At 71.4% G+C, this 23,204-nt stretch carries 22 protein-coding genes and 1 pseudogene; 13 read left to right on the top strand and 10 right to left on the bottom strand.

Features of this window, described 5'->3' with window-relative positions; genetic code table 11:
- The first annotated feature begins 166 nt into the window (after positions 1-166).
- The gene (locus tag ACZ60E_RS34910) at positions 167-1,939 is read left to right on the top strand and encodes an ATP-binding cassette domain-containing protein (RefSeq protein ID WP_469445715.1); all 1,773 of its coding nucleotides are present in this window, start codon (positions 167-169) and stop codon (positions 1,937-1,939) included.
- Positions 1,940-2,012: 73 nt separating this feature from the next.
- Here the strand turns inward: ACZ60E_RS34910 and ACZ60E_RS34905 are convergent, their stop codons facing one another.
- Positions 2,013-3,446, bottom strand: a complete 1,434-nt coding sequence (locus tag ACZ60E_RS34905) for an aminotransferase class V-fold PLP-dependent enzyme (RefSeq protein WP_469445790.1) — start codon at positions 3,444-3,446, stop codon at positions 2,013-2,015.
- 352 nt (positions 3,447-3,798) lie between these two features.
- On the opposite strand from ACZ60E_RS34905, the gene ligD reads away from it, so the two are divergent.
- Positions 3,799-4,809 (top strand): non-homologous end-joining DNA ligase, encoded by a 1,011-nt coding sequence (ligD, locus tag ACZ60E_RS34900; protein WP_469445712.1) that lies wholly within the window; start codon positions 3,799-3,801, stop codon positions 4,807-4,809.
- Between the two features lie 81 nt (positions 4,810-4,890).
- On the opposite strand, the gene ACZ60E_RS34895 is transcribed toward ligD, so the two are convergent.
- Both ACZ60E_RS34895 and ACZ60E_RS34890 read right to left on the bottom strand, forming a co-directional pair.
- Positions 4,891-5,580, bottom strand: a complete 690-nt coding sequence (locus tag ACZ60E_RS34895; protein ID WP_469445708.1) for a HemK2/MTQ2 family protein methyltransferase — start codon at positions 5,578-5,580, stop codon at positions 4,891-4,893.
- A 293-nt stretch (positions 5,581-5,873) separates the two neighbouring features.
- Positions 5,874-6,047: a CsbD family protein gene (locus ACZ60E_RS34890; protein WP_384814368.1), complete on the bottom strand. Its 174-nt coding sequence runs from the start codon at positions 6,045-6,047 to the stop codon at positions 5,874-5,876.
- A gap of 193 nt (positions 6,048-6,240) precedes the next feature.
- Here ACZ60E_RS34890 and ACZ60E_RS34885 point away from each other — a divergent pair, with 193 nt between their 5' ends.
- Positions 6,241-6,618, top strand: a complete 378-nt coding sequence (locus ACZ60E_RS34885) for an ANTAR domain-containing protein (RefSeq protein ID WP_453791736.1) — start codon at positions 6,241-6,243, stop codon at positions 6,616-6,618.
- A gap of 214 nt (positions 6,619-6,832) precedes the next feature.
- On the opposite strand, the pseudogene ACZ60E_RS34880 reads toward ACZ60E_RS34885, so the two are convergent.
- Positions 6,833-7,618 (bottom strand): annotated as a pseudogene (locus tag ACZ60E_RS34880) (RNA polymerase sigma factor SigF); the annotation flags it as partial.
- A 299-nt stretch (positions 7,619-7,917) separates the two neighbouring features.
- Between ACZ60E_RS34880 and ACZ60E_RS34875 the strand changes: the two are divergent.
- The 6 genes from ACZ60E_RS34875 (at position 7,918) to ACZ60E_RS34850 (ending at position 11,247) form a co-directional block, all read left to right on the top strand.
- The gene (locus ACZ60E_RS34875; RefSeq protein WP_384814374.1) at positions 7,918-8,088 is read left to right on the top strand and encodes a hydrophobic protein; all 171 of its coding nucleotides are present in this window, start codon (positions 7,918-7,920) and stop codon (positions 8,086-8,088) included.
- Between the two features lie 132 nt (positions 8,089-8,220).
- Positions 8,221-8,580, top strand: a complete 360-nt coding sequence (locus tag ACZ60E_RS34870; RefSeq protein ID WP_384814375.1) for a DUF6479 family protein — start codon at positions 8,221-8,223, stop codon at positions 8,578-8,580.
- A 162-nt stretch (positions 8,581-8,742) separates the two neighbouring features.
- Complete coding sequence (locus ACZ60E_RS34865) at positions 8,743-9,111, top strand: VOC family protein (RefSeq protein ID WP_384814377.1); 369 nt, start codon at positions 8,743-8,745, stop codon at positions 9,109-9,111.
- A gap of 117 nt (positions 9,112-9,228) precedes the next feature.
- Positions 9,229-10,230 (top strand): iron-containing redox enzyme family protein, encoded by a 1,002-nt coding sequence (locus tag ACZ60E_RS34860; protein WP_469445698.1) that lies wholly within the window; start codon positions 9,229-9,231, stop codon positions 10,228-10,230.
- Between the two features lie 83 nt (positions 10,231-10,313).
- Complete coding sequence (locus ACZ60E_RS34855) at positions 10,314-10,538, top strand: CDGSH iron-sulfur domain-containing protein (protein WP_384814381.1); 225 nt, start codon at positions 10,314-10,316, stop codon at positions 10,536-10,538.
- 82 nt (positions 10,539-10,620) lie between these two features.
- Positions 10,621-11,247: an alpha-ketoglutarate-dependent dioxygenase AlkB gene (locus tag ACZ60E_RS34850; protein WP_469445694.1), complete on the top strand. Its 627-nt coding sequence runs from the start codon at positions 10,621-10,623 to the stop codon at positions 11,245-11,247.
- A 54-nt stretch (positions 11,248-11,301) separates the two neighbouring features.
- On the opposite strand, the gene ACZ60E_RS34845 is transcribed toward ACZ60E_RS34850, so the two are convergent.
- The gene (locus tag ACZ60E_RS34845; RefSeq protein ID WP_469445692.1) at positions 11,302-11,724 is read right to left on the bottom strand and encodes a DUF6114 domain-containing protein; all 423 of its coding nucleotides are present in this window, start codon (positions 11,722-11,724) and stop codon (positions 11,302-11,304) included.
- Positions 11,724-12,416 carry a DUF6230 family protein gene (locus ACZ60E_RS34840; RefSeq protein WP_469445690.1) on the bottom strand — a complete coding sequence of 231 codons (693 nt, stop codon included), beginning with the start codon at positions 12,414-12,416 and terminating at the stop codon, positions 11,724-11,726. Before ACZ60E_RS34840 ends, ACZ60E_RS34845 begins: the two co-directional genes overlap by 1 nt.
- A 657-nt stretch (positions 12,417-13,073) precedes the next feature.
- Between ACZ60E_RS34840 and ACZ60E_RS34835 the strand changes: the two genes are divergently transcribed.
- On the top strand, positions 13,074-13,739 hold the full coding sequence (locus ACZ60E_RS34835; RefSeq protein WP_469445688.1) for a Tat pathway signal sequence domain protein: 666 nt from the start codon (positions 13,074-13,076) through the stop codon (positions 13,737-13,739).
- A gap of 85 nt (positions 13,740-13,824) precedes the next feature.
- On the opposite strand, the gene chvE is transcribed toward ACZ60E_RS34835, so the two are convergent.
- The 3 genes from chvE to ACZ60E_RS34820 form a co-directional block, all read right to left on the bottom strand.
- Positions 13,825-14,922 carry a multiple monosaccharide ABC transporter substrate-binding protein gene (chvE, locus tag ACZ60E_RS34830; RefSeq protein WP_469445686.1) on the bottom strand — a complete coding sequence of 366 codons (1,098 nt, stop codon included), beginning with the start codon at positions 14,920-14,922 and terminating at the stop codon, positions 13,825-13,827.
- A 766-nt stretch (positions 14,923-15,688) separates the two neighbouring features.
- Entirely contained in the window at positions 15,689-18,880 is a 3,192-nt protein-coding gene (locus ACZ60E_RS34825) for an amidohydrolase family protein (RefSeq protein ID WP_469445682.1), read from the bottom strand.
- Between the two features lie 79 nt (positions 18,881-18,959).
- Positions 18,960-20,195 carry an FAD-dependent monooxygenase gene (locus tag ACZ60E_RS34820; RefSeq protein ID WP_469445789.1) on the bottom strand — a complete coding sequence of 412 codons (1,236 nt, stop codon included), beginning with the start codon at positions 20,193-20,195 and terminating at the stop codon, positions 18,960-18,962.
- A gap of 179 nt (positions 20,196-20,374) precedes the next feature.
- On the opposite strand from ACZ60E_RS34820, the gene ACZ60E_RS34815 reads away from it, so the two are divergent.
- Both ACZ60E_RS34815 and ACZ60E_RS34810 read left to right on the top strand, forming a co-directional pair.
- Positions 20,375-20,698 carry a YkvA family protein gene (locus tag ACZ60E_RS34815; protein ID WP_469445680.1) on the top strand — a complete coding sequence of 108 codons (324 nt, stop codon included), beginning with the start codon at positions 20,375-20,377 and terminating at the stop codon, positions 20,696-20,698.
- Between the two features lie 13 nt (positions 20,699-20,711).
- A complete protein-coding gene (locus ACZ60E_RS34810) occupies positions 20,712-21,458 on the top strand; it encodes an MBL fold metallo-hydrolase (protein WP_384813766.1) in 747 nt (248 codons plus the stop codon).
- A gap of 34 nt (positions 21,459-21,492) precedes the next feature.
- Here ACZ60E_RS34810 and ACZ60E_RS34805 read toward each other — a convergent pair whose 3' ends face one another.
- Complete coding sequence (locus ACZ60E_RS34805; RefSeq protein ID WP_453791727.1) at positions 21,493-21,906, bottom strand: MerR family transcriptional regulator; 414 nt, start codon at positions 21,904-21,906, stop codon at positions 21,493-21,495.
- Positions 21,907-21,970: 64 nt separating this feature from the next.
- Here ACZ60E_RS34805 and ACZ60E_RS34800 point away from each other — a divergent pair, with 64 nt between their 5' ends.
- Positions 21,971-23,194 carry an MFS transporter gene (locus ACZ60E_RS34800; RefSeq protein ID WP_469445678.1) on the top strand — a complete coding sequence of 408 codons (1,224 nt, stop codon included), beginning with the start codon at positions 21,971-21,973 and terminating at the stop codon, positions 23,192-23,194.
- Positions 23,195-23,204 lie beyond the last annotated feature (10 nt).

Below are 23,204 nucleotides of genomic sequence, written 5' to 3'. Positions count from 1 at the left end.
TCCGTCGTCAATGAAAGAAACAAAGATCGTTTTAAGTGAGGCTGTACGACCCATCTGGCTTCTAAGTCTGCGAGCAAGTCGTCGAGTTGCCGGTGGAACGAAGGCGATGACGATGTCCCTATCCGATACGGGTCCGTCGTCGACGTCCGCCTGACATGCTGCCCCCATGCCGACGACACCGACAGGACTCCGCGTTCAGGCTCGTCGGCTCACCCAGCGGGTGCGCGGAGCGGGGCGCGTACTGCACGACGTGTCGGTCGACATCGCCCCCGGGCAGATCGCCGTGATCGCGGGCAGCAGCGGGGCGGGCAAGACGGTCCTGCTGGAGTCACTGGCGGGACTGCGCGCCGCCGACGAAGGAGCAGTACTGCACGACGGCGCACGACCGGGCGCGCCAGGACCGGAGTTCGGGTTCGTCCCGCAGGAGGACGTCCTGCACCGGGACCTGCCACTGCACCGGACCCTGGTGTACGCGGCCGGTCTGCGCATGCCCGTGGGAACCTCCGCCGCGGCGGTCACCGCGGCCGTGGACCGGGTCCTGGTCTCCCTGGGTCTCTCCGACCGGGCGGGCACGCCGGTGCGCGCGCTGAGCGGCGGGGAGCGCAAACGGGCCGCTGTCGCCGCCGAGTTGCTCACCGGCCCGCGGGCGCTCTTCCTCGACGAACCGACCTCCGGGCTCGATCCGGTGACCGGCGCCGCCCTGCTGCGGACCCTGCGTTCGCTGGCCGAGGGCGGCACCACCGTCGTACTGACCACCCATGTCCTCGCCGATCTGCTCCGCGGCGACCACGTCGTGTTCCTCTCCCCCGGCGGGCAGGTCGCGTACGCGGGTGAACCGGGCGACCTGTGCGGGGCGTTCGGGGTGGACACGGTGGAGGACGTGTACGGCGTGGTGGCCGAAGGTTCCGTACGCGTCGGTGCCGTGGCCGCCGGTGGCGTGACCGCCGGAGCCCTGCCCGACGGCGCTGTCTCCGACGGCACGGTCTCCGACGGCGCTGTCCCCGGCGGTGTGCGGGTCGAACCGGTGCCGGGCGAGCCGGTCGTGCCCCTGACCGGCCCGGCTGCGCGGCCCGTCCCACGGCGGCGCGTCGGTGCCGTACGGCAGTGGTCCCTGCTCACGCGGCGCGGCACCGCCCTGCTGCTGCACAGCCGGCTCTCGGTAGCCGTGCTGGCGGGCTCGCCCGTGATGATCGTGGCGATGTTCGCGGTGCTGTTCCGGGCGGGGGCGTTCGACCCGGCGGACCCGGACCCGGGGTCGACCGCGATGATCATGTTCTGGATCGCGTTCGGCGCCTTCTTCTTCGGCCTGACGTATGGGCTGCTGCAGATCTGCACGGAACTTCCCGTGCTGCGCCGCGAATGGCTGGCGGGCCTGCGGATCGGCCCGTACGTCGCCTCGAAGCTCACCATCATGCTGCCGGTGCTCGCCGTCGCGGACGCCCTGCTGCTCGCCGTACTGCGCGTCCTGGACCGGCTGCCCGCGGCGGGCTGGGACACCTACCTCTCCCTGTTCGTGTCGAGCGTGCTGGCCTCCGCCGCCGCGCTCGCGCTGGGCCTGCTCGCCTCGGCCGCGGTGACCGATCCGGGGCAGGCGACGCTGATGCTGCCGCTGCTGTGCTTCCCGCAGGTGCTCTTCTCCGGGGCCTTCGTGCCGGTTCCCCGGATGACGGCGGCCGGGGAGGCGATCAGCTGGGCGATGACGAACCGCTGGGCGTTCGAGGCACTCGGCGCGGGCGTCGGCCTGGAAGCACTGTGGCGCGACGGGGCCTCCCGGCTGGGCCCGCCGCTCCTCGATGCGTACGGCGACTCGTTCGCCGGGCCCGCCCGTCACGGCTGGCTGATCCTGACGGGGTTCACGCTGGTGTTCCTGGCCGCGACCTGGGCCGTCCTGGTGCGCAAGTGCCGGGGCGGTGTGGTGCGCGACCGGGCGGGAGGCTGAGGCGCGCCGCGACCCGCCTCCGGCCCCCGTCCGCTGTCCGCCTGTCCGCCATCCGCTTTCTGCCGCCCGTCTGTCAGCAGCCGGCCCTCGCCTCCAGGCCGGTCGCGCCCGGCACCCGGTCCCGGTAGGTCTCCCGTACGAACCTCAGGAACGTGTCGATGTCCCTGGGCTGTGACGACAGGCCGAGCGAGACCCGGACCGCCCCCGCCGACGGAAGGTGCAGCAGCTCCAAGTAGTCCTCCAGGGAGGTGAGTCGGCGGCGGGCGGCCGAGCGCAGCAGCCGCAGGGGCAGGGCGAAGGCCGCCTCGCCCGCGCCCGGATTGCAGAAGCAGCCCGTGCGCAGCGAGATGCCCCGCGAGGCGCTGTCGCGGGTGACGACCCGTTCGTCGACGACCCGGCCGTCGGCGTCCAGGAGGTTGAGCGCGACGGTCCCGCCGCGGGCCACGAGGTCGCGCGGACCGTACACCCTGACCAGCGGGGAGCCGTCGCTGTGCCGCAACTCCTCTAGCCCCGCCAGGAGTTGGACGGTCAGCGCGGTCACGTGCGCGTGCACCCGTGCCATGCCGACGGCGTCGATCCACTCCAGTCCGGCCGTCACGTCGGGAACGGAGAGGAAGTTGACCGTGCCGTCCTCGAAGGCCGCCTCGTCGTCGGCGAGGACGTGCCACTGCGCCTGGGCACTGACCGCGTAGATCGTGCCGCCGGAGAACCAGGGCCGGCGCAGCCGGGCGAGCGCGTCCCTGCGGGCGATCAGACTGCCGACGCCGGTGGGGTGGCCGAAGACCTTGTACCAGCTGACGACGGTGAAGTCGGGGTGGTACCGGCTCAGATCCAGGGAGTTGGCGGGAACGAAGGCGGCCGCGTCGAGCAGCACGTCGTAACCGCGCGCCTGGGCCGTCTCGATCCAGGCGAGCGGATGCTGGACGCCGGTGAAGTTGCTCTGCGCCGGATAGGCGAGCAGGCCCTGTCTGCGCTCGCCGGGTCGTGCGGGGCCTCGGCGGACACCGCGTCCGCGTCCGCGCTCGGGCAGAGCGGCCCGCAGCCGCTGTTCGTCCACGCGGAGACCGGGGCCGCCCACGGGTACGTACGTCGTGCGCGCGCCGCGTGAACGGGCGTACTCCCGGAGGCCGTTGACCGAGTTGTGGTTGTCCAGCGGCATGACCAGTCTGCTGCGGCGGCTGAACGGGTAGGCCTCGCCGACCAGGCGCAGGGCGCCCGTCGCGTTCGGGGTGAAGATCACGGCGTACTCGGCCGGGTCGGCACGGAAGTGGCGGAGCACCGCCCGGCGTGCCCGGGCCAGCAGGAGCCCCGAGGCGCGGGAGGCCGGGCTCTCGGAGTGCGGGTTCCCGAAGACACCTCCGGTGATCCGTGCGGCGCTCCCCCGGACGAGTGAGACAGGTGCGAGGCCGGCTCCCGTGTGGTCGAGGTAGGTGTGGCCGTCAGCGTCGAGATAGCCGAACTCCTGGCTCCTGAGTTCCGCGAGACCGGCTGGATCGGCGAGCACCACTGGATCGGCTGGCTCCGCGAGATCGGCGGGGTTCGTCAGGTCCGCGCGTTCCGCGCGTCGCGCAGGTTCCGCCGCGTTCGTCGTGCGGGCGTCGCCGTCGGGTATGCGGCCGGTGGTCCCTGTCCTGTCCACGGATCCTCCCCCATGAGGCCGGGCCCTCCCCGCGTGCCAGGGCGGGGCACGGTTCTCCTCACATCATGCTGAGATCCGCCCGGACAGGAAGGGGTTGCCGATGATCGGCGCGTCCACCCTCACCCGGGCACACGGACGACCGCCCGGTCGCGGGGTCCCGTGGCCTGCGCGACGATGCGTAGAGGTCAGGGGAAGGGGCCGGACGAAGGAGTGAGCGGCGATGACCGACCTTCTGGGCTCCCTGCCCGAGGACCAGGCGCGGCTGCTCCGTGACGCGGCCCCGGGCATCGAGTCGGCCTCACGGCCGATGCTCGCCACGCTCAGCGACCGGCGCGACTTCCCCGGCGACTGGGTCTTCGAGCGGAAACTCGACGGCGTCCGCGTACTGGCGGTGCGCGAGGGGGAACGCGTCCATCTGCTCTCGCGCGCCGGCAACCGCCTCGACGAGACCTACCCGGAGATCGTGGACGCGCTCGCCGCCCAGTCCCGCACGGACTTCACCGTGGACGGGGAGATCGTCGCGTTCACGCACGGCCGCACCGACTTCGGCCGTCTCCAGCAGCGCATGGGACTCACCCGCCGCCGGGACGTCGAGGCGAGCACGGTCGCCGTCACGTACTGCCTCTTCGATCTGCTCGGACTGGAGGGCGCGGACACGACACGACTGCCGCTGCGCGCACGCAAGTCACTCCTCCGCCGCGCCCTGACCTACCGCGCGCCGCTGCGCCTGACGACACACCGCAACGAGGGAGGCGCCGAGCTTTTGGCCGACGCCTGCGCCCGGGGCTGGGAGGGGCTCATCGCCAAGCGCGCCAACAGCCCTTACCAGCATCGCCGTTCACCGGACTGGCTCAAGCTGAAGTGTTCCCTGGAGCAGGAGTTCGTCATCGGCGGGTTCACCGAACCGGGCGGCAGCCGCGCCGGGTTCGGCGCCCTGCTGCTGGGCCACTTCGAGGGCGCGGACCTGCGGTACGCGGGCAAGGTCGGTACGGGGTTCGACCACCGTACGCTCCTCGCACTGCGCGGCGCCCTCGACGAACTCGCCCTGCCCGCCTCGCCGTTCACCGACCGGGTGCGTGAGGCGGGTGCCCACTGGGCCGAGCCGGTACTGGTCGCGCAGATCGCGTTCGCGGAGTGGACGCGGGACGGCATGCTCCGGCATCCGCGCTTCGTCGGACTGCGCCACGACAAGCCGGCCCGGGACGTCGTCCGCGAGCGGCCCGCTCCTTGAAGCGCCCCCGGCGGTCAGCAGTCACCAGGTCGCGGCAGTCACCAGGGCACTGCGGTCACCGCGGTCAGCACGTCACGGCGGTCAGCACGTCCGCTCGGCCCTGATGATCACCAGTTCCTCGTTCTCCTCGCGGGCCGCGATCCGGCCGGACTCCCTGAGCCACGGCAGACGTGAGCGGAGCACGGGCCCGAACGGGACGTACGCCCGCTCGCCGATCGTGGCCCGCAGTCCCGATGCGGCCAGCCGGTCCAGGGTCTCGTCGGTGCCGCTGAGCCCCGACTGGGCGATGAGCAGCACACCGGCGGGCCGCAGGACGCGCGGCACATCGGCACAGATGCGGTCCAGGATCGCGCGCCCGTCGAGCCCGGCGTTCCAGGCGCGCTCGCGGCCCCGGCCGGCCGACGGCTCCGACGGCGGTGTGGGAACGTACGGCGGATTGCTGATGATCAGGTCGAAGGACCGTCCCCGTACGGGTTCCAGGAGGTCGCCGCGGTGGACCGTGAGGCGCTGCCGGGACCGCACGGCGTTGAGCCGGGCGGTGAGCACGGCCCGCCAGGCGATGTCGACCGCCGTGACGCGGGCGCCCTTGCGCGCGGCGCAGATCGCCAGGGTTCCGGTGCCGGTCCCGAGATCGAGGACGTCCATGCCGGGGGCGGGGCCCTCACGGTAGAGCGCCCGGGCCAACAGGAAGGTGTCGGCCTGCGGCGCGTACACGCCCGGAGGTGCCATCAGGGGGCCGGGCGGGCGCGTCGGGTCGACGAGAAAAGCCATGAGGGAAGTCCTCCGTCCGGGCGCCCTGTCGGGTGCGGGAGGTAAGTGCACACGGCCGCTGAACGCCTGGTCGGGCACGTCTTTTCAGCAGCCGAGTGCCCATGGATCACTCCTCCACACCTCTTCCGCCACGGAAGCCCCGCAGGTGGCGGCAGGTGGCAGCAGGTGACGGCCGACAGCGTGCCGCCGTGCGGACGCGGGAACGCCCCCGGCGGTCGCGGTGGGAACGGGCGATCGTCCGGGGGCGTACGCGCGATGGGCAGACACTCTGGCGCCTGCCTCACAGACAGGCCCTAGCGTCCGGACTTCTTCATGTGGCCGGCGGCCCGGTCCTTGAGCTCCTCGGCCTTGCCCGTCATCTGCTCGCCCCGGCCCTCGCCCTCCATGGACTTGTCGTCCATGGCCTTGCCGGCGGCCTCCTTCATCTTGCCCTTCATCTGCTTGGCCTTGCTCTTCGCCTTGCTCATGGTGTTCCGCCTTCGTACGGGGGTTGGACTGCCGTCTTCACCCTGCGCCCGGCAGCCGACCTTCGCAATCCGTGAGGATTCATGACACAGGGTGACGGCCGCTCATCGTGACCGGTCGGCGCACTGGCACGCGCCCGGCGGAGTGGGGACGATGGACTACGACCGTGATGTGCCGCGACCCCGGAGGGGACGAATGACGCCAGACGCCGGTTCGGGCACCGACGAGCCCGGCGGCGGCCGGCAGGGCCCCGCGCCGTCCGACGAGGACACACCCCGGATCGTCGAGCTGGAGGAGGAGATCGGCCAGCTCAAGGAGGCCGTGACCTCGCACGCCGTCGTGGACCAGGCGATCGGCATGATGGTGGCTCTCGGCCGGGTGACACCCGATCAGGGATGGTGTGTGCTGCGGGAGGTGTCGCAGCACACCAACCTCAAGCTGCGGAACGTCGCCGAGCTCATCATCGTGTGGGGTCAGCGGGGCGATCTCCCGCCCGATGTGCTGGCCGCCCTGGAGGAGACGCTCGACCGGTACGGACCCGCCCTGCGGCCGGGATATGACCCACCGCCGTGACAAGGGCGTTTGCTTCAGGCCCAGTTGGTTACTTCGATGAGTGGCAGGCCGCTGGCAAACCGCTCCCGGGAGGGTTCGGCAGTGAGCTCGCCGCGCAGCCGCCCGGCTCGGGAGCACCACCCCGGGACGGGCGGCTGGGTCCGTGGGACGCATCCGTCCGGCCGTGCCCATGCCCATACCCGTGGTCGCCCCCGTCCTCGTCGTCGTGCTCGTGATCGGCGAGCGCCTCGTCGCGCACCTTGGCGCAGCAGCCGCTGAGCAGCCGGGAGACATGCATCTGCGAGATGCCCAGATGCTCCGCGATGCGCCCCTGGGTCATGCCCCTGAAGAAGCGCAGATAGAGGATGGTCCGCTCGCGCTCGGGGAGCGCCGCGATACAGGGCTTCACCGCCTCGCGGTCGACGACCAGGTCGAAACCGGTGTCGGACTCACCGAGGGCGTCCCCGAGCGCGTAACCGTCGTCGCTGCCGGGCAGTTCGGCGTCGAGGGACAGGGCGGTGAAGCTGTCGAGGGCTTCGAATCCGGCCCGTACGTCGTCCTCGGTCATCTGCGCGTGCGCGGCGATCTCGGCGATGGTCGGCCTGCGGCCCGGGATGGTCTGCGACAGGTCCTTCGCGGCGGCGCGGACCCGGTTGCGCAGATCCTGGACGCGCCGCGGGACGTGCAGAACCCACATGTGGTCGCGGAAGTGGCGCTTGATCTCACCGGTGATGGTCGGGATGGCGTAGCTCTCGAAGGCGTTGCCGCGCGCGGGGTCGTAGCGGTCGACGGCCTTGACGAGGCCGAGCGCCGCCACCTGGGCGAGATCCTCGGTGGACTCACCTCTCCCCCGGTACCGCATGGCGATCCTGTTCGCCATGGGCAGCCAGTCCCGCACCAGATCGTCGCGCAGGGCCTGTCGGTCGGCCCCTTCGGAGAGGGCGGCGAGCCGTTCGAAGGCCGCGGCCGTGTCGGGGGCGTCGTCATGGGGATGCTGCTTCGTCCTGACGGTGATTGGCATGCTGCGTGCATCTCCCTCAGAGGGTGCTCACGGAAACAGTCACCGTGGGAGGGCGCACGAACGTGCCCGGCCGGGACACAACCGAGGTCTGGTTCACCAGCTCCCGCGGACGTGCCTCCAGTCCGAAGCACTACACATAATTTCCCCCGAAACAGACATCTCCAAACTATTCATTTCATAACATGACTTTATGATTCTCGCCGGTTGGGCGAATTAACGCCGCAATACCCCGTATCGACCCGGTTCGGCGCGGTAGTGGACATGCTTTCGGGGAACTCAGCTCCCAGGAGGTGGAGGCCATGGTTCCGATTCTCTTGGTCCTGCTGCTGGTCCTGATTCTTTTCGGGGTCGGATTCGCCGTGAAAGTGCTCTGGTGGGTCGCGATCGCGGTGCTCGTCATCTGGTTGCTCGGCTTCCTGATGCGCGGCACGACGGGCACGGGAGGCAGGTCACGCTGGTACAGATGGTGAGGGAGAGCCCCATCGAGTCGGCTCCTGGGAACCGACCGCCCGGGAGCCGCTTCTCGTGCCGGTCCGGGACGAGAAGTGGGGCCGCCACGGGAAACCCCTGTTTCGGCTGGTGGGGCAGGGTACTCGGGAGAAATGGACTTCAACGCGACACCCCTGGCCGCTTCCGGCGCCGCCGTGGGCGGGATCGTGCCGTTCCTGATCGGCGTCATCCTCGTCGGCGGCCTGATCTGGGCCGTGGTGTGGGGCCGTCGACAGCGCTCCCGCCAGCCCGCGCCGCCCCGCCCCGAGGAGCAGCCCCGGCTTCCCGACTCCGGGCCCGTCGGGCCGGTGACCGAGCGGCGTGAGCCCGACGAGTTCGGCAAGGGCCAGGACCGCCTGACCCCGCACCAGTTGGGCGGCGACTCCTCGCACCGCGCGGCCGACCAGGAACGCCCCACCTGGAGCGACAACGACAGCGGAGGCTTCGGCAGCGGAGGCCCCGGGCGCACCTGACCCGTCGCCGCCCCTGCCTTCACACCCGCGTACAGCACGCATGCACGTACGTGCGCAGGCATGTAAGCAGTCACGTACGCAGGCCAGCGCGCCGGACGGCGAAAGAGCCACCCAAATCCCCCGGACCCCCCGGATCCCCCGGACATCTGCTTCACTCGGCGCATGCTGAAGATCGGGTCCGTTGTACTGGGTGTGTCGGACGTCCGGCGCGCTGCCGCGTTCTGGACGCAGGCGCTCGGCTACGAGCCGCGCGAAGAGGCCGAGGACTCCTGGGTGGTGCTGGTCCCCGTCGACGGCACCGGCCCCCAGGTGGCCCTCGGCCTGAGCGACACACCGGTGCAGGAGCATCCCCGCGTCCACCTCGACCTGTACGCCGGCGACGCCGCCGACCAGGCCGCCGAGGTCGAGCGGCTGGTGTCCCTCGGCGCTCAGCGGGTCGACTGGGACTCGTATCCCGAGGACCCGGACTTCGTCGTCCTCGCGGACCCCGACGGGAACCGTTTCTGTGTCATCGACACCGGGCGCGACTGATCCGGTGACCGCCGCCCTCCTGACGTGAAGCCCGGAGCGCGGCCGGGTCGGGTCCCGAGCGGGCCCGGGGTGAGTCCGCGCAGGTGAGGGGTGCCCGATCACGGGTACCCAGTACGCATGGAACCAGCAGCCGAGCGCCCGTACGCGGAACCGGACCTCCCGCCGAGCCGGGGAGCGATCTCCGCGGCGCTCATCGGATATCTGCGCGGCACGGGACCGCTGCCCGGCGATGCCGTTCTCGCCGGCGCCGAGCCGCTGGGCGACGACCTCCAGCTGGCGCTCTACCTCTGTTACGAGCTGCACTACCGGGGCTTCGCAGGGGTCGACGGCGCCCGCGAGTGGGACCCCGAGCTGCTGCGGGTCCGCGCGGCGCTGGAGAAGCCGTTCCTGGCGGCCCTGCGCGCCGGGGCGACCCGGCACACCCGCGCGGACGAGGCGCTGGACGAACTGCTCGTGGAACCCGTCGACGGTGAGGGTGTCTCCCATTTCCTGCGGGACGAGGGCGAGTTGTGGCACCTGCGCGAGTACGCCGCCCAGCGCTCGGTCTACCACCTCAAGGAAGCCGATCCGCACGCCTGGGTCCTGCCGCGCCTGTGGGGGCGTGCCAAGGCGGGCATGGCTGCGGTCGAGTTCGACGAGTGGGGAGCCGGGCGGGCCGAGCACGTGCACGCCCAGCTCTTCGCCGACCTCATGACCGACCTCGGCCTGGACCCGTCGTACGGGCGCTATCTGGACGCGAGCGGCGCCGAGGCGCTGGCCGTCGTCAACCTGATGTCCCTCTTCGGTCTGCACCGCGAGCTGCGGGGCGCGCTGGTGGGTCACTTCGCCGCGGTGGAGACCACCTCCTCCCCCGGCTCCAGGCGGCTCGCGAGCGCGATGCGGCGCACCGGGGCGGGCCCGGCCGCCGAGCACTTCTACGCCGAGCACGTCGAGGCGGACGCGGTGCACGAACAGGTCGTACGCCGTGAGGTCGTCGCAGGACTGCTGGAGGAGGAACCCCATCTGGACGCCGACATCGCCTTCGGTGTCGAGGCCACCGGCTGGGTCGAGGACCGGCTCGGCGACCGCCTGCTGGCGGCCTGGCGGTCCGACCGGTCCTCGTTGCGCACCGCCCTGTGACCAGCGCGGGACGGCCCCTTCCGAGCGCCCGCAGCAGCTCGTCCGGAGAAGCGAGAGAGCCGAGAGAGAGGCGGTGAACGGCCGTGCCGGAGAGCCCCGCCGAACGCCCGCGCCGGATCGTCGCCCGCCGCGAGGGCCCCATGCTCGTCGAGGGGCCGGTCGAGATCGTCCTGGAGGACGGCACGACCGTGACCTCCGACCGCTTCTGCGTCGCCCTGTGCACCTGCCGGCGCAGCCGTGTCTTCCCCTGGTGCGACACCAGCCACCGCCGCCATGCACCGGCCGCGCGTCCTGACGCCGATCACTGAGCGAGGCACGTCCCCCGGGGCCTGATCAGCCCCTCACCACGCGATTAGCACACACATTCGAATCACGGGGTAGCCTGGAGGCATGTCCACGCACCTTCAGGGATCACTGTTCGACCAGAGCGACGCCATCCGCCTCGGCCCGCTCACCGGGCTGCGCCGGACCGTGCTCGGCGACGGGGCGTGGATCGACCTGCTGCCCGGCTGGCTCCACGGGGCGGACCCGCTCTTCGCCCGGCTCGCCGAGGAGGTCCCCTGGCGGGCGGAACGGCGACAGATGTACGAGCAGGTGGTGGACGTACCGCGGCTGCTGGCGTTCTACCGTGCGGAGCATCCACTGCCGCATCCCGTGCTGGACGAGGCGCGGGACGCCCTGTCCGGCCACTACGCGGACGAGCTGGGGGAACCGTTCACCACGGCCGGGCTCTGCTACTACCGGGACGGCCGGGACAGCGTGGCCTGGCACGGGGACCGGACGGGGCGCGGCGCGCTCCGGGACACGATGGTCGCGATCGTCTCCGTGGGAGCCCCGCGTGATCTGCTCCTGCGGCCCCGGCGCGGCGGCGGCACTCTGCGGCGTCCGCTCGGGCACGGCGACCTGATCGTGATGGGCGGCTCCTGCCAGCGCACCTGGGAGCACGCCGTCCCCAAGAGCGCGCGGGCGGCGGGCCCCCGCGTCAGCATCCAGTTCCGGCCGCACGGCGTGCAGTGAGCAGGAGAGCGCCGGGACCGTGGGGGCGCCGCCTCGGCGGGCGCCCCCGACGCGTCACGGACGGCCCACCGACTCCATCGGCTGCGCCGGCTTCACCGGCCCCCGATCGCGGCGGAACCACGTGCGGGGACGGCGCGGCTCCTGGTCCGGCAGCCAGCCGAAGGCGAGACAGCTGCCGACGACACCGAGGAGGAGACCGATGAGGAATCCGCCCAGGTTCGAGGTGATCCAGGAGCCCAGGGAGAACAGGACGCCGAGGATCGAGTAGAAGAGCCGCTGCGCGGGGTTGAAGAGGATCAGCAGTCCGCAGATCACCATCAGGACCGGCAGGAGATAGCCGGCCAGGCCCTGCATGCCGATGTGCATGACGACCTTCAGCGACGCCTTCTGCGTGAGGAGGATCTCCGCCCCGCCCAGGGTGAGCAGCAGCCCGCCCAGGAACGGGCGGTCCGCCCGCCAGCGCCGGAAGGCGGCCATCAGCAGCCCTTGTCGCTGAAGCTCAGCTTCAGACCGGGAAGCTTGAACACCGCCGCCGTGGTGGCGTAGTTGGTCTGCCGCAGGTTGCCGATGTGGACGGTGTCGGCCTGCTGGCTGAAGACGCCCTTCGGGCCGCGCGTGTGGGACTTGTCGAGCGTGCTGGCGTCGTTGCCGATCTCGATGTTGTCGAAGGACGCGTTGCCCGACAGTTCGGTGGAGTCGGTGGTGAGGTTGGTCGCGGAGACCTTCTGCGACCCCTCCCCGGCCCTGATGAGCAGGTTGGTGCCGCCGAGGTCGACGCTCTGGCAGAGCTTCTCCAGGGTCGCCTTCTTGATCGCGGAGACCACCACGAGGACCTGGCCGCCGGTGTCGCCCTCGTTCGGGCTGCCCTCGGCCATCTGGTCGAGGCCGCCGAACTGGGCGAAGCCCTCACCGTCGAGGTTGGTCGCGGTGACCGTGAACGGCATGCCGGAGATCGCGAACTGCACACCCAGGGCGCCCTGGGCGGTGAGGATCATGAGACCCGCGGCGATCACGGTGGCGGGAACCGCCATCACCGCGGCGCGGCGCGGACGGACCCGCCCACGTCTTGCGGGGCTTGCGGGCATCTCTGCCGTGGAACCGCTTTCCGGCACTTCGGAGGGCTCGGGGGTGGAACCGGCGGACGAGCTGGCGTCCGAGAACGAGGCCATATTTCTGCTCCCAGGGGCATGGTCAACGCTAGGTAGGGCTTCGGTCGGCACGTTGTCCTGGCGCGGACAGCGGATGCGGCGCACGTCTCCCCACAACTCCCGGCGGGTGCAAGGGCTTTCACGTTACGCAGCAGTAGCCGCGACGGAAGTTACCCGCGGTAAGCAGGGAGGGTCAAGCACCTTGTGCAAAAAGGAAGTCGGAGATGTGGCGAAGCGATGGAGGGCCGCTGATTGAACGTCAACTTCCTTACTGCGTCTTGACGTTGAACATCGTTCAGGTCTACAACTCTCCCTGGCTGCGCATGGATCCGTGGCGCCGGATCCGATCGACGGCGTACGCCGTTCCCGGGCTTCATCCCGTTCGCACGGCACCGCATCCCGTTGCACGGCGCTCCGGACCGCCACTCGGCCGCCCGAGCGCCTTTCGCGGACCGACCAGCTGCGCGCTCCGCGTTCACCCCGCCATGGCACCGGCACGGCCACTTCCCCCCTGGGCCGCGTCCGGCCGCCCTGACCGCCGGTCGGTGCCGGAGGCCGTCCTTCGACGCCTCCGGCCGGCCTCCCGGCAGCCGCCGTCGACCCGTCGCGTTCGGAGAAGGCGCGACGGGCCGGCGGCGGCCACCTCTCCCACCCCACTCCCGAAAACGAGGCACCCGCATGCGTACTCGGACTTCCCTCGCCCTGGCCGCCGCCGTCACGGCCCTCGCCCTCTCGGCGGCCGGCCCGGCCTCCGCGGCCGACGGCTCGGTCCTGACCACCGGCGGCGCCGGCGGAACGGCCGTCGCCGCCGGCGACGTGCTCAGCGCGTCGCTGGCCACCGGCACGAACGCCACGCTCTACTCCAGCGCCACCGGTACGAGCGGCATCTCCTGCTCGTCGTCGGCCTTCGTCGCCACGGTGGTCGACAACCCGGCCGCGCCCGGCACGGCCACCGAGTCGGTCACCAGCCACACCTTCGACAGCGCGAGTTGCTCCAGCAACGTGATCGGCGTCCTCGGTGTCACCAGCATCAAGGTCGACAACCTGCCGTACACCACCGCCGTGACCTCCGGCGGCTCCCTCACCATCACCCCGGCCGCCGGTTCGTCCATCCAGACAACCGCCGTGCTGCGTACGCTGCTCGGCAGCATCACCTGTGTCTACCGGGCGCCCAGCCTGTCGGGCACGGCCAACAACGCCGACAACAGCATCTCGTTCACGAACCAGCAGTTCACGAAATTCTCGGGCTCGTCGCTGTGCTTCAGCAACGGCTTCTTCACGGCCAAGTACGCCCCGGTCACCGACACCACGCAGAGCGGCAGCCCGACGGTCTACGTCAACTGACACCGGCCGGCGGCCCTATGCACGGGTGCGGGGCAGGGAGACGGATCTCCCTGCCCCGCACCCGTGCGTGCCCCGCTTGCGGGACCTACTTCAGGTCCTTCTCCTTGATGTAGCCCGAGTCGACGAGCACCTGCTTGTAGTTGGCCTTGTCCACGCTCACCGGCTCCAGGAGGTACGCCGGCACGACCTTCTTGCCGTTGTTGTACGTCCTGGTGTCGTTGAGCGCCGGCTTCGTCCCATGGACCATGGAGTTGACCATGTACGCGGTGACCAGCGCCAGCTCGCGGGTGTCCTTGTAGACGGTCTGCGACTGCTCGCTGTCCATGATCGACTTGATCGAGGGCACCTCGGCGTCCTGGCCCGTGACGAGGGGCAGCGGCTTGGCGGCGGTGCCGTAGCCGTGCGCCTTCAGCGCCTTGATGATGCCGAGCGACATGCCGTCGTACGGGGAGAGGACGGCGTCGATGCTCTGGTCGGAGTACTCCGCGTCGAGCAGCTTGTTCATGCGCTTCTCCGCCGTGGGGCCGTCCCAGCGCAGGGTGGTGACTTCCTTGAGCTCGGTCTCCCCGGATCTGACGATCAGGTCGCCGCTCTGGATGTACGGCTCCAGGACCTCCATGGCGGCCTCGTAGAAGTACTTGGTGTTGTTGTCGTCGGGGGAACCCGCGAAGAGCTCGACGGTGAACGGGCCCTTGCCGCTGCCGTTGACGAGCCCGAGGCCCTCCGAGATGTAGTCGGCCTGCAGGGTGCCGACCTTCACGTTGTCGAAGGTCGCGTAGTAGTCGACGTTCGGGCTGCCGAGGATCAGCCGGTCGTAGGAGATCACCGGCACGTTGGCCGAGTTCGCCTTCTCCAGGACGTCGGTGAACACCTTGCCGTCGACCGAGGCTATGACCAGCGCGTCGACGCCGCTGTCGATCATGGCCTCGACCTGTGCGACCTGGTTCTTCGGGTCGTTGTCGGCGTACTTGAGGGTGGTGGTGTAGCCGAACCCCTTGAGCTCGTCGACCATGTTCTGGCCGTCGTTGATCCACCGCTGGGACGTCTTCGTGGGCATGGCGATACCCACGGACGCGGCCTTTCCGTCGCTCCCGCTGTCGGATCCCTCGCCACAGCCGGCGAGAGAGAGGGACAGGACCGTCGAAAGGGCCGCAGCTACGGTGGTGCGGGCGCGCATGCTCATTGTTCCTCACTGGATGAAAGGCAGTCGGCGGATCTCGGCGGCCGGCTGTGCACCTGAGGGCGTCCGATCCCGGCCGGACCTTCAGGTCCTGTTGGAGCCGTCCGCGGCGCACGGTTCCTGGCGGAGTCCGTGGTGCGTTCTTTCGGTGCCGAGTTCGAGCCGAGGCTGCCCTGACGGGGTTCGGGACGCCCTGCCTGACGGACCGCACTGCACGTACGGACCGACGGGGGACGCCAAGTTTGATCGGTGCCCGGCTGCGTGGAGCCTTCCGGGGGTGGACTGGTTCACCGGGTTGCGGTGAGGGGTGGAACGTCAGACCGGACGGTATGTCTCTCGCGTTGGGGCTCTGCTGAACCCGCACACGAGCAGGCCGGGATGACCGGCCCCCCACGTGCGCGGACTCGAACGTGGGGTGCGCGGGGCAGCGTATCCCGCCGTGGGGTCACTGTGGCGTTCTTTGGTCACATTAGTTGCGCCGGCGCACGATCAGTACTGTCAAGGCGCGTGACGCTTGGTGCGTTTTACGGACGATCCAGCCCCAACCGCCGCGCCACGGCTACGCGTTGTCCGACCACTCAAACGCCATGTGTCCGGATGTTGCCGCGAGGTCGCACGCGACCGCGGGGGCGTGCGCCGGAGCCGGCGCCGAGCGCGGGCATCACAACTCGTTCGAATAGCTTGGCCTGCCGTTCGACACAGAGCAGGACAGTCGGACCGATGACGGACATTCACACCGGATCGCGGTCCTGAGCCGGCGGGGCCGGCCTCAGAAGCCCGTGTCGCAGCACCCCTCACGTCGCATCAGCCGTCCCGCCTCCAGCCAGTCCACCTCTTGCGCCGCACGACGGTTGGCGGGCGCGGACACGGGCTCGTACGCGGCCACGAGGTCGTCGGTCGTGTACGGGACCCCGCCCCGGAGCACGGCGACGGTACGGACGAGGGTGTCGAAGTCGGTGAAGGGATCGCCGTCCACCACGGTCAGGTCGGCGAGCCTGCCCGGCCGGACCGTGCCGAGGTCGCCTTCGAGGCCGAAGAGCCGCGCGGGCAGCACGGTGACCGTCCGCAGGGCCTCGGCCGGGGACAGGCCGCCCCGGTGCAGGGCGCGCAGGCCGAGGTGGAGGGAGAGGCCGACCGGCACGAGCGGCTGGTCGGTGCCGAGGGCGACGAGTCCGCCCGCGGCCAGGATCCGCCGGTAGATGTCGGTCTCCGTGCGCAGGGTGGCGAGTTGGGCCGCGGTGGGCGGGACGGTCGCCCCCTGCTGGACCAGCGTGCTGTCCCAGGGCGGCATCACGGCGGTCACCCTGGGATCGTCCGCCAGCCCAGGGTCCGCGCCGAGGAGGGGCGCGGAGGTGAAGGGGGTGGCGATGAGTCCGAAGTCGACGCCCCGGGCGGTGTAGATCTCCAGCAGATCCTGGTAGGCACGCCCGGTCGAGGTGGTCGCGTGGCCGAACTCGTAGCGCTGGGTGGCCTGCAGATGGGTCGTCAGGTCCTGGCCCAACTGGACGCCGGGCGACAGCAGATGACTGCCCGAGCGCACACCGAGCCGCTCGTGCCCGAACCGTGCCGCCTCCTCCATCACCCAACCGGGCGCCCGCACATAGGTCTTGACGACGTCCCAGTCCAGCGCCGCGCCCCGCTCCAGCGAGCGCCGCAGCCCGTCCCTCGTACGGTGGGCGCGACCCATGCTGTAGGCGACCCGGGAGCCGTCGAGGAGTTCGCCGGTGGTGAGCAGCCTGGGCCCGGCGAGCTGACCGGCCGTCACCGCCTCACGGATACGTGCCTGTTCGTGGGCGAAGCCGCCGAGGGACACGGCGGTGGTGATGCCGTAGGTGAGCTGGCCGACCGTCTGGCGGCCTCCGTAGGTGGTTTGCCAGGGGTGGGTATGGGTGTCCCACAGTCCGGGGACGACGGTCTTGTCCGAGGCGTCGATGCCGGTCGTCGCCGCGCGTCTGCGGTGCGGCTCGACGGCGGTGACACGTCCGCCGCGGACGACGATGTCGACGTCCTCCCGCACCGACTCCCCCGTGCCGTCCCAAAGCCGCCCGGCGTGCACCACGGTGTCGGCGGGCACGGGCCTGCGCCGGTCCAGCGGCACCCGGACGGTGCGGGCCGGTCCGCCGCCGACGCCGATCAGCCGCAGTGCGGCTCCGGAGAGGTACAGCAGGGTCTGCGAGTCGCCGGACCAGGAGGGGTGGTCGGCCGGTTCGGTGGTGAGGGTGCGCAGGGCGCCGCGCGGGGTGCCGTCGGGTGTGACGGGCAGCAGGCAGAGCGCCGATTCGACGATCACCGCCATCCAGCGGCCGTCCGGCGACCAGACGGGGCCCGAGTCGTACCGGTCGGCGATCGACACATGTGGTGCCACCGCGTGCAGCCGGTCCTTCCCGGTCGTGGTGTCGACGACCCGGACGAGGTTGTAGCCCTCCCGGAAGCGGAGGTTGAGCCGGTTGCGGTCGCAGAACGCCACGTACCGGCCGTCGGGCGACCAGCTGGGCCGGCCGGGCAGCCCTCCGGCGCCGAGCGGGTTCGCGAGCACCTTCTCCGTGCCGCTTCCGAGGTCGCGGACGACGAGCCGGCCGGTGAGGTCCAGGCAGGCGAGATGTGTGCCGTCGGGCGAGAGCGCGGGATGGACCCGCCCGCCGGTCGCGACGGCGCTCTCCTCGCCGGTGGCCGGATCCAGCCGGTACACACCGAGCAGACCGTCCCGGTCGTCCGCGTACAGCAGCGCCCGTCCGTCGCGCGACCACGAGGGCCCGAGCAGATACTCCGTGGCCGCCGCCCGGCGCAGCCGCTTCGGCGCCGCGCCGCCCGAACTGTGCGCCAGCCAGAGCGAGTTGAGCGCGGCGAAGGCGATGTGCCGTCCGTCGGGCGAGAGCGCGGGCAGATGGATTCCCCGCACCGGCCGGGCCCGCCCCTCCCCCAGGTCGTACTCCTTGACCTCGTAGCGCGGCCGGTCCACGGCCAGCACCCCCTCGAAGGGGACGGTGTCCGCCTCCGACGGCTTCTCCGGCCGTACGAGGGTGAAGTCGCCGTCTACGGTGAGCAGCAGCTCGCCCTCGGGCGTCCAGCGGGGTGGTACCGGTGCGAGGTCCCCGGCGAGCGGCACGGGACGGCCGTCGACGACGAGTGTGCAGGAGCCGTTGGGGGCCGCGGTGGTCCGCAGATAGGCCAGCCGGCGACCGTCCGGTGCCAGGGCGGGAGTCATGAGCTGGGCGGTCGTGGTGTCGGTGTGCTCCACGACGACCGGTCCTGTGCCGGAGGCGGGGACGGCGGCGACGGTCCGGGCGTCGAGTCCCACGCCGTTGGCGGTGGTGACACCCTTCGCGCGCACGAACAGGATGCGCTCCCCGTCCGGCGACCAGGTGGGGTCGAAGTCCTCCCAGGCCCCGTCCTGCACGGGGCCGGTCTGGCCGGGCAGCCCCGTCACCCGGCGGATGCCGCCGGTGCGCAGGTCCAGCACGTGGATGCGGTACGGGCTGCCGGCCACCGGGTCGCCGCCGCGCTCGGAGGCGAAGGCGATACGGGTGCCGTCGGGCGACCAGGCCGGGCCGCGGTCGTCGAAGGGCCCGTCGGTGCGCCGGCGTACGTCGGATCCGTCGGGCCGCATCGTCCAGAGGTGGAAGCCGCCGCCCCGGTAGGCGCAGAAGGCGACGAGGCCGCCGTCCGGCGCGTACACGGGCCGGTTCGGTTCGAGGCCCGCCGGGGTGAGCGGGACGGCCCTGCCTCCGGTGCGCGGCAGCGACCACAGGACGTTCTGGATCTCGGCGATCAGCCGGTCCCCGCCGGGCGCGAGGGTCGCCGCGCCGTTGGTGGCCCCGGTGAAGGACAGGGAGAGCCCGGTACGCGGCTGCGCGGCGGCGGGTGCGAGGCCGATGGCGGTGACGGCACCGGCGGCGCCCGCGGCCGCGAGGAGCCGGCGGCGGGAGAGGGAGAGGGCGGCGTCGCCCGGGTCTCGGTCCATGACTCAGCACGCTCGCGCATCATCCGGCCCGTGGGCAACACCGCCATTCCCGCCAACCGGGTGCCGTGTTGACGAGGTGTCAGCTCCTGGTTCCGCTGCCGTGCAGGGTGCGTGCCAGCTTCGGGCCCAGCCAGCGCTTGAGCCTGCGCAGGGATTCGAGCCGTCCGGCCGCCCGGTCGAGCCGGTAGTAGAGCTGCGGCGGCACGTACGGCAGCAGCGGCGAGTGCCGCTGGCCGAGGAGCGCGAACATCTGCGCCGGAGGCAGGTCGATGTACCGCGGCAGGTTCTCGTACCACTGGGCGCTGTGGCGGGCCGCGCTCTGCACGGACAGCAGCTCGGCCTTGCGCACCTTCTCGTACGCGGCCAGGGCCGGGGCGAGTTCGGTCTGCCCGGACGCTGCCCCGGACCCGGTCCGCCCGCCGAGCGCGTCGGCCAGGGCGATGGCGTCCTCCAGGGCGAGGGTGGTGCCCGCGCCGATGGAGTAGTGCGTGGTGTGGGCGGCGTCGCCGAGCAGGACGACGTTCCCGTGGGACCAGGTGCGGTTGGTGAGGGTGCGGAAGGTGAGCCACTGCGCGCTGCCGCCCGCGGTCGCCCGTCCGATGAGCCGGTGGCCGTCCAGCAGCTTGACGAAGAGTTCTTCGAGGCGGGCGAGCCCCTCGGCCTCGTCGGCCCGGTCGAGGCCCAGGCCCGTCCAGGTCTCGGGCGAGCACTCGACGACACAGGTGCTGCGGTCGTCACCGAACCCGTAGGCGTAGCACCAGATCCAGCCGTGCGGTGTCTCCACGAAGGCGAAGGTGAACGCCTCGAAGACCTTCGTGGTGCCCAGCCAGATGTACCGGTTCCGGCCGAACGCGGTCTCGGTGCCGAACTGGGCGGCGTGGCGCTCGCGCACCCCGCTGCGCACGCCGTCGCAGGCGACGACCAGGTCGGCTTCGGGCAGCGCGGCTCCGTCGGCGACCTCGTCCTCGAACTCGACGCGCACGCCGAGGGAGCGGGCCCGTTCGGCGAGGAGGTCCAGCAGCCGTCCGCGTCCGATGCCGAAGCCCTCGTCGCCGTGGTGCGTGGTCGTACGGTCGCCGACGTGCGCCACACCGTCGCTCCAGCGGACCGAGTTCTCCCGCACGGCCCGCGCCGACTCGGGATCACCCGCCTCCAGCTTGTCGAGCAGGCTCGCCCAGTACGTCACCCCCCAGCCGTAGGTCGAGCCGGCCGGGTTCCGTTCATGGACGGTGATCTCGTGGCCCGGGTCCTGGCGCTTCAGCAGGATCGAGAGGTACAAGCCGGCGGGCCCACCGCCGACGCAGGCGATCTTCACGCGCACATCCCACATTCATCAGTCGAGTGTCACTCTTTGTCGTCGATCGACGACAAAGAGTAGGGGTGCGGCGGGCGGCCCCAGGACGCACCGCGCCGTATGCCGGACCGGCCCGACTGTGATGACAGAGTGAACCTGGGCATCCGGACCACAGCACCGGACGCGCCTGGGAAGGGCTCATGGACACCAACTTGTGGATTCTGGTCATCGTCGCCGCGGTCGTACTGGCGGCGGCGCTCGCGGGGGCGGTCGTCCTGACCGTCCGCCTGGTCCGCACGCGGCGGAACCTGCGCCGCGCCGGGCTGCCGACGGGCCCGCGCTGGGTCTTCTGGGGAGCGATCGCCTACGTCGTGCTGCCGACGGACCTGATGCCCGACCCGGCCTATTTCGACGACATCGCCGTACTGCTGCTGGCGCTGAGGTCGATGCGCGCTTCGTCCGCCCCGCTGCGCCGGGACAGCCGCGAGCCTGCTTGGCTGGCCCCGTCAGACAAGGACCTCTAGGGTCGGGACGATCATGCAGGCAGACATCCGTCAAGTCGCCGACGGCATCCATCTCGTGCACGGCAGCAACACCAACTGGGTGATCCTCACCGAGGGGGACGCCGTCACCCTCGTGGACACGGGCTACCCCGGTGACCGCGAGAAGGTGCTCGCGTCCCTGGCCGCCGTGGGCAGTTCACCCGAGGCCGTCACGGCCGTTCTCGTGACGCACGCCCACAACGACCACCTCGGGTCGGCCGAGTACCTGAGCAGTACCTACGGCACGCCCGTCTACACCCATGAGGCCGAAGTCCCGCACGCGCGCCGGGACTTCCTCCACCAGGTGACCGTCGGACAGGTCCTCAAGAACGCCTGGCGGCCCGGTGTGGTGCCGTGGGCCGTGCACGCGCTGCGGTCCGGCGGCACCGCCCACGTGCCGGTCGCCGAGCCGCGCGCGTTCCCCGGTGAGGGGGCGCTCGATCTGCCCGGCCGTCCCGTGCCCGTGCACACCCCCGGGCACACGGCCGGCCACTGCGCCTTCCATCTGCCCGAGGCGGGCGTGGTGATATCGGGCGACGGGCTGGTCAACGGCCACCCCACCTCACGGGTGGCGGGACCGCAGCTGCTGCCCGTCATGTTCCATCACGACCGGGGCGGCGCGCTGGCCTCGCTCGACGCGTTCGAGGCACTGCCGGGCGACATCCTGCTGCCCGGACACGGTCCCGTGCACCGCGGCTCGGTACGGGAGGCGGCGGGGCGCGCACGGGAACGGGCGCTCTGACGGGTCCTCACTAGAACCCGACGTGCCGCTCGGATCAGCCCGGTTCGGCACCGCTCTGTTCAGCTCTGCTCTGTTCGGCGGCGGGCGGGGCGTCGCCGCGTACCGTCGCGAGGTACGCGGCGATGGCGTCCCTGTTGCGGGCGAGACAGTCGATACGGCGGGTCATGCGGTCGAGTTCGCATTCGAGGGTGGCCAGCATCTCCGGGGTCGGGTCGGGGAAATGGATGGCGCTGGGCTTGTCGAGGCAGGGCAGGATCTGCTTGATGATGCGGGTCGGCAGTCCGGCGTCGAGCAGGCCCCGGATCTGCTGGACGCGGTCCACGAGGCGTTCGTCGTAGGAGCGGTAGCCGTTCGTGCAGCGTTCGGGGGTGATCAGCCCCTGCTCCTCGTAGTAGCGCAGCAGCCGTGGGGGCGTCCCCGTGCGCTTCGACAGCTCTCCGATCCGCATACGACCGACCTCGCGCTTCGCCACTTGACCTTCACACTCATGTGAGGGTTCGAGCATACGCGGCATGACCACTCGGATCACTGGAACCCGTCACTCCGAACCGACCGCTCCTCCACCGCGAGTTGCTCGTGACGGCCTGCCCCTGGCCGCTCTGCTGGCCCTGGCCACCGCCGTGTTCGTCACCAGTCTCACCGAGACACTGCCCGCGGGGGTGCTGCCCGCGATGAGCGCCGACCTCGGGGTCGGCGAGTCCGCGATGGGACAGTCGGTGACCGTCTACGCGGCCGGGACCGCGCTCACCGCGATCCCGCTGTCCGCGGCCACCGCCGGATGGCGGCGCAAGCGCCTGCTGCTGACGGCGATGGCGGGCTTCGCCGTCGCCAACACCGTGACCGCCGTGTCCGCGAACTATCCCCTCACCATGGTCGCGCGGTTCGTCGCCGGGGTGGCCGCGGGGCTCGCCTGGGCGCTGCTCGCGGGGTATGCGCGCGGGCTGGTACCCGCACGTCTGCAAGGACGGGCGGTCGCCGTGGTGATGACCGGGATTCCCGTCGCGCTGTCGCTGGGAGTGCCGGCGGGGACCTTCCTCGGCGAGACGCTCGGCTGGCGGGTGACGTTCTCGCTCATGACCGTCCTCGCCCTCGTCCTGCTCGGCTGGATCGGCGCGGCCGTGCCGGATCTGCCGGGCCGGCGGCGGGAGCGGCGGGTGCCGGTGCTGGGGGCGCTGCGGGTGCCCGGGGTCTCACCGGTGCTGTTCGTCACGCTGGCGTTCGTACTGGCCCACACGATTCTGTACACGTACATCGCCACGTTCCTCGACCGGCTGGGCATGGATGGGTCGACGGATGTCGTGCTGCTGGTGTTCGGTGCGGCGTCCCTGGTGAGCATCTGGTTCGTGGGGGCGCGGATCGACCGGTGGCTGCGAGCCCTGACGCTCGCGAGCGCACTGCTGGTCGCGACGGCCGCGGCACTGCTGGCGGTGCCGGCCGACAGCCCCGTACTCGTCTACACGGCGGCGGCGCTGTGGGGACTCGGGTGGGGCGGCGCGCCCACGCTGCTGCAGACGGCGGTGGCGGACGCGGGCGGGGACTCCGCGGATGCGGCGCAGGCCCTGCTGGTCACTCTGTGGAACGCGGCGATGGCAGGGGGCGGGCTGGTGGGAGGCGCCCTCCTGAACCACTTCGGCGCGGGGGCGTTCCCTTGGAGCGCGGGGCTGTTGCTGGTGCCGACGATTGTGGCGGTGGGGGTGGCCCGGGGACACGGGTTCCCGCCCCGGGCGGCGCGGTAGCTGTACGCGC

Source organism: Streptomyces sp. NPDC102514, assembly GCF_055584525.1.
This window is presented reverse-complemented; position numbering and strand designations above follow the sequence as displayed.

What these genes read in the sequence shown, in the direction of transcription:
- ACZ60E_RS34910 (WP_469445715.1), top strand. Translation starts at nt 167, where the DNA reads ATGCCGACGACACCGACAGGACTCCGCGTTCAGGCTCGTCGGCTCACC.
- ligD (WP_469445712.1), top strand. Translation starts at nt 3,799, where the DNA reads ATGACCGACCTTCTGGGCTCCCTGCCCGAGGACCAGGCGCGGCTGCTC.
- ACZ60E_RS34895 (WP_469445708.1), bottom strand. Translation starts at nt 5,580, where the DNA reads ATGGCTTTTCTCGTCGACCCGACGCGCCCGCCCGGCCCCCTGATGGCA.
- ACZ60E_RS34890 (WP_384814368.1), bottom strand. Translation starts at nt 6,047, where the DNA reads ATGAGCAAGGCGAAGAGCAAGGCCAAGCAGATGAAGGGCAAGATGAAG.
- ACZ60E_RS34885 (WP_453791736.1), top strand. Translation starts at nt 6,241, where the DNA reads ATGACGCCAGACGCCGGTTCGGGCACCGACGAGCCCGGCGGCGGCCGG.
- ACZ60E_RS34875 (WP_384814374.1), top strand. Translation starts at nt 7,918, where the DNA reads ATGGTTCCGATTCTCTTGGTCCTGCTGCTGGTCCTGATTCTTTTCGGG.
- ACZ60E_RS34870 (WP_384814375.1), top strand. Translation starts at nt 8,221, where the DNA reads ATGGACTTCAACGCGACACCCCTGGCCGCTTCCGGCGCCGCCGTGGGC.
- ACZ60E_RS34865 (WP_384814377.1), top strand. Translation starts at nt 8,743, where the DNA reads ATGCTGAAGATCGGGTCCGTTGTACTGGGTGTGTCGGACGTCCGGCGC.
- ACZ60E_RS34860 (WP_469445698.1), top strand. Translation starts at nt 9,229, where the DNA reads ATGGAACCAGCAGCCGAGCGCCCGTACGCGGAACCGGACCTCCCGCCG.
- ACZ60E_RS34850 (WP_469445694.1), top strand. Translation starts at nt 10,621, where the DNA reads ATGTCCACGCACCTTCAGGGATCACTGTTCGACCAGAGCGACGCCATC.
- ACZ60E_RS34845 (WP_469445692.1), bottom strand. Translation starts at nt 11,724, where the DNA reads ATGGCCGCCTTCCGGCGCTGGCGGGCGGACCGCCCGTTCCTGGGCGGG.
- ACZ60E_RS34840 (WP_469445690.1), bottom strand. Translation starts at nt 12,416, where the DNA reads ATGGCCTCGTTCTCGGACGCCAGCTCGTCCGCCGGTTCCACCCCCGAG.
- ACZ60E_RS34835 (WP_469445688.1), top strand. Translation starts at nt 13,074, where the DNA reads ATGCGTACTCGGACTTCCCTCGCCCTGGCCGCCGCCGTCACGGCCCTC.
- chvE (WP_469445686.1), bottom strand. Translation starts at nt 14,922, where the DNA reads ATGAGCATGCGCGCCCGCACCACCGTAGCTGCGGCCCTTTCGACGGTC.
- ACZ60E_RS34825 (WP_469445682.1), bottom strand. Translation starts at nt 18,880, where the DNA reads ATGGACCGAGACCCGGGCGACGCCGCCCTCTCCCTCTCCCGCCGCCGG.
- ACZ60E_RS34815 (WP_469445680.1), top strand. Translation starts at nt 20,375, where the DNA reads ATGGACACCAACTTGTGGATTCTGGTCATCGTCGCCGCGGTCGTACTG.
- ACZ60E_RS34810 (WP_384813766.1), top strand. Translation starts at nt 20,712, where the DNA reads ATGCAGGCAGACATCCGTCAAGTCGCCGACGGCATCCATCTCGTGCAC.
- ACZ60E_RS34805 (WP_453791727.1), bottom strand. Translation starts at nt 21,906, where the DNA reads ATGCGGATCGGAGAGCTGTCGAAGCGCACGGGGACGCCCCCACGGCTG.
- ACZ60E_RS34800 (WP_469445678.1), top strand. Translation starts at nt 21,971, where the DNA reads ATGACCACTCGGATCACTGGAACCCGTCACTCCGAACCGACCGCTCCT.